1 tRNA gene and 2 rRNA genes are annotated in these 3303 nt (G+C 55.1%); all 3 read left to right on the top strand.

Annotation, left to right across the window (positions count from 1 at the left end):
• Positions 1-170 precede the first annotated feature (170 nt).
• Positions 171-2954: ribosomal RNA gene (locus G3573_RS20990) — 23S ribosomal RNA — on the top strand.
• 65 nt (positions 2955-3019) lie between these two features.
• Positions 3020-3134 (top strand): 5S ribosomal RNA (rrf, locus tag G3573_RS20985).
• Positions 3135-3206: 72 nt separating this feature from the next.
• Positions 3207-3283, top strand: a tRNA-Met gene (locus G3573_RS20980).
• Positions 3284-3303 lie beyond the last annotated feature (20 nt).

Raw genomic sequence — 3303 nt, 5'->3', positions numbered from 1 at the left:
CGCCGGCGGATGATTGAAATCGTGAAGGAAGGGTTCGACCGGCCGAAAGGTGGCACTAGGTCGAACTTGAAGAAGACATCGTCTGGCAAAGTAAAAGCCATAGCGCGAGCGTCGTGGGACACCTCTTTCCATCCCCGACACCATCTCGCGCATGGGTTTTGCTGAGAAACGATCAAGCGTTGAAGGGCTTCTGACGGATGCCTTGGCGTAGAGAGGCGAAGAAGGACGTGGCAAGCTGCGATAAGATGCGGGGAGGCGCTAGCACCCTTTGATCCGCATATTTCCGAATGGGGAAACCCACCTTTACGGTCTTCCAATTCGTTTCCGCCTTCGGGCGGTGACGGGTTTGGCGGATCGTTCAAAGGTATGATGAGCTGAATACATAGGCTTCATCAAGCAAACCCGGTGAACTGAAACATCTCAGTAACCGGAGGAAAGGACATCAACCGAGACTCCCGTAGTAGTGGCGAGCGAACCGGGACCAGGCCAGTGCTGTCGTGAAATAAAGCCGAACGACCTGGAAAGGTCGACCATAGCGGGTGACAGTCCCGTAGGCGTCAAACAGCGACAGACTCGAGTAGGGCGGGACACGTGAAATCCTGTCTGAACATGGGGGGACCACCCTCCAAGCCTAAGTACTCCTCTACGACCGATAGTGAACAAGTACCGTGAGGGAAAGGTGAAAAGCACCCCGACAAGGGGAGTGAAACAGATCCTGAAATCGGAAGCCTACAAGCAGTCGGAGCCCCCGAGCGGGGTGACGGCGTACCTTTTGTATAATGGGTCAGCGACTTCATGTGACGAGCAAGCTTAAGCCGTTAGGCGTAGGCGCAGCGAAAGCGAGTCTGAATAGGGCGCAGAGTTCGTTGCATGACGACCCGAAACCAGGTGATCTATCCATGAGCAGGTTGAAGGCTGGGTAACACCAGCTGGAGGACCGAACCCATATCTGTTGAAAAAGATTGGGATGACTTGTGGATAGGGGTGAAAGGCCAATCAAACCTGGACATAGCTGGTTCTCCGCGAAATCTATTTAGGTAGAGCGTCGGATGTATTCCTTGGGGGGTAGAGCACTGGATGGATGCGGGCGGCGCGAGCTGTACCAATTCTAACCAAACTCCGAATACCCAAGAGAACTGTCCGGCAGACACACGGCGGGTGCTAACGTCCGTCGTGAAAAGGGAAACAACCCTAACCTACATCTAAGGCCCCCAAGTAACGGCTAAGTGGGAAACGATGTGGGAGTGCTTTGACAACCAGGAGGTTGGCTTAGAAGCAGCCATCCTTTAAAGAAAGCGTAACAGCTCACTGGTCAAGCGCTCCTGCGCGGAAAATGTAACGGGGCTCAAGCCGTTCGCCGAAGATTAGGGCTCAGCAATGAGCGGTAGCGGAGCGTTCCGTAAGCCGGTGAAGGTCGATCGTGAGGTCGGCTGGAGGTATCGGAAGTGAGAATGCTGACATGAGTAGCGACAAAGAGGGTGAGAGACCCTCTCGCCGAAAGTCCAAGGGTTCCTGCGTAAAGCTAATCTGCGCAGGGTTAGCCGGCCCCTAAGGCGAGGCCGAAAGGCGTAGTCGATGGGAACCAGGTGAATATTCCTGGGCCAGTTGGAAGTGACGAATTCCGTAACTTGTCGAGGCTTATTGGATTGCTCTCGGCAGGGAAGGGGTTCCTGGAAATAACTCCAACAGAGACCGTACCCGAAACCGACACAGGTGGACTGGTAGAGCATACCAAGGCGCTTGAGAGAACTGTGCTGAAGGAACTCGGCAAATTGCACGCGTAACTTCGGGATAAGCGTGACTCTGCTTAGGGCAACCTTTGCAGAGTGGCACAAGCCAGGGGGTAGCGACTGTTTATCAAAAACACAGGGCTCTGCGAAGCTGTAAAGCGACGTATAGGGTCTGACGCCTGCCCGGTGCCGGAAGGTTAAAAGGAGGTGTGCAAGCACCGAATTGAAGCCCCGGTAAACGGCGGCCGTAACTATAACGGTCCTAAGGTAGCGAAATTCCTTGTCGGGTAAGTTCCGACCTGCACGAATGGCGTAACGACTTCCCCACTGTCTCCAGCACAGGCTCAGCGAAATTGAATTCCCCGTGAAGATGCGGGGTTCCCGCGGTCAGACGGAAAGACCCTATGAACCTTTACTATAGCTTCGCCTTGGCGTTAGCGTCGACATGTGTAGGATAGGTGGGAGGCTATGAAACCGGGGCGCCAGCTCTGGTGGAGCCATCCTTGAAATACCACCCTTGTCGTCGCTGACGTCTAACCGAGACCCGTCATCCGGGTCCGGGACATGGCGTGGCGGGTAGTTTGACTGGGGCGGTCGCCTCCCAAAGTGTAACGGAGGCGCGCGATGGTGGGCTCAGAGCGGTCGGAAATCGCTCGTCGAGTGCAATGGCATAAGCCCGCCTGACTGCGAGACTGACAAGTCGAGCAGAGACGAAAGTCGGCCATAGTGATCCGGTGGTTCTGCGTGGAAGGGCCATCGCTCAACGGATAAAAGGTACTCTAGGGATAACAGGCTGATTTTGCCCAAGAGTCCATATCGACGGCAAAGTTTGGCACCTCGATGTCGGCTCATCACATCCTGGGGCTGGAGCAGGTCCCAAGGGTTCGGCTGTTCGCCGATTAAAGTGGTACGTGAGCTGGGTTCAGAACGTCGTGAGACAGTTTGGTCCCTATCTGCCGTGGGTGTTCGAAGCTTGAGAGGATCTGTCCCTAGTACGAGAGGACCGGGATGGACGTACCTCTGGTGGACCTGTCGTGGCGCCAGCCGCGCAGCAGGGTAGCTAAGTACGGAATAGATAACCGCTGAAAGCATCTAAGCGGGAAACTAACCTCAAAACAAGGCTTCGCTGAGGATCGTGGTAGACCACCACGTCGATAGGCCGGGTGTGGAAGCGTGGCGACACGTGAAGCTTACCGGTACTAATAATCCGATCGGCTTGATCGTTTCTCATCAAAGCCCATGATCGGCTTTCACTTTACATACGATGTCTTCTTCGTCCGTCTCGTTGACCTGGTGGCTATGTCGGAGATTCCCCACCCGATCCCATTCCGAACTCGGTCGTTAAGGTCTCCAGAGCCGATGGTACTTCGTCTTAAGACGCGGGAGAGTAGGTCGCCGCCAGGTCTACAAGACGGACGAAATCTTCAAGTTCAAAACCCTTCCTCACGATCACTTCCGCTTACGCTCAAAGTTTGCCGCGGGGTGGAGCAGCCCGGTAGCTCGTCAGGCTCATAACCTGAAGGTCACAGGTTCAAATCCTGTCCCCGCACCCAAACTTCCCGAAAAGCCCCGC

Source organism: Caulobacter sp. 17J65-9 (genome assembly GCF_010975005.1).
Classification (GTDB): Bacteria; Pseudomonadota; Alphaproteobacteria; order Caulobacterales; family Caulobacteraceae; genus 17J80-11.
Note: the sequence above shows the minus strand (reverse complement) of the source record. Positions and strands in the feature narration are given on the sequence as shown.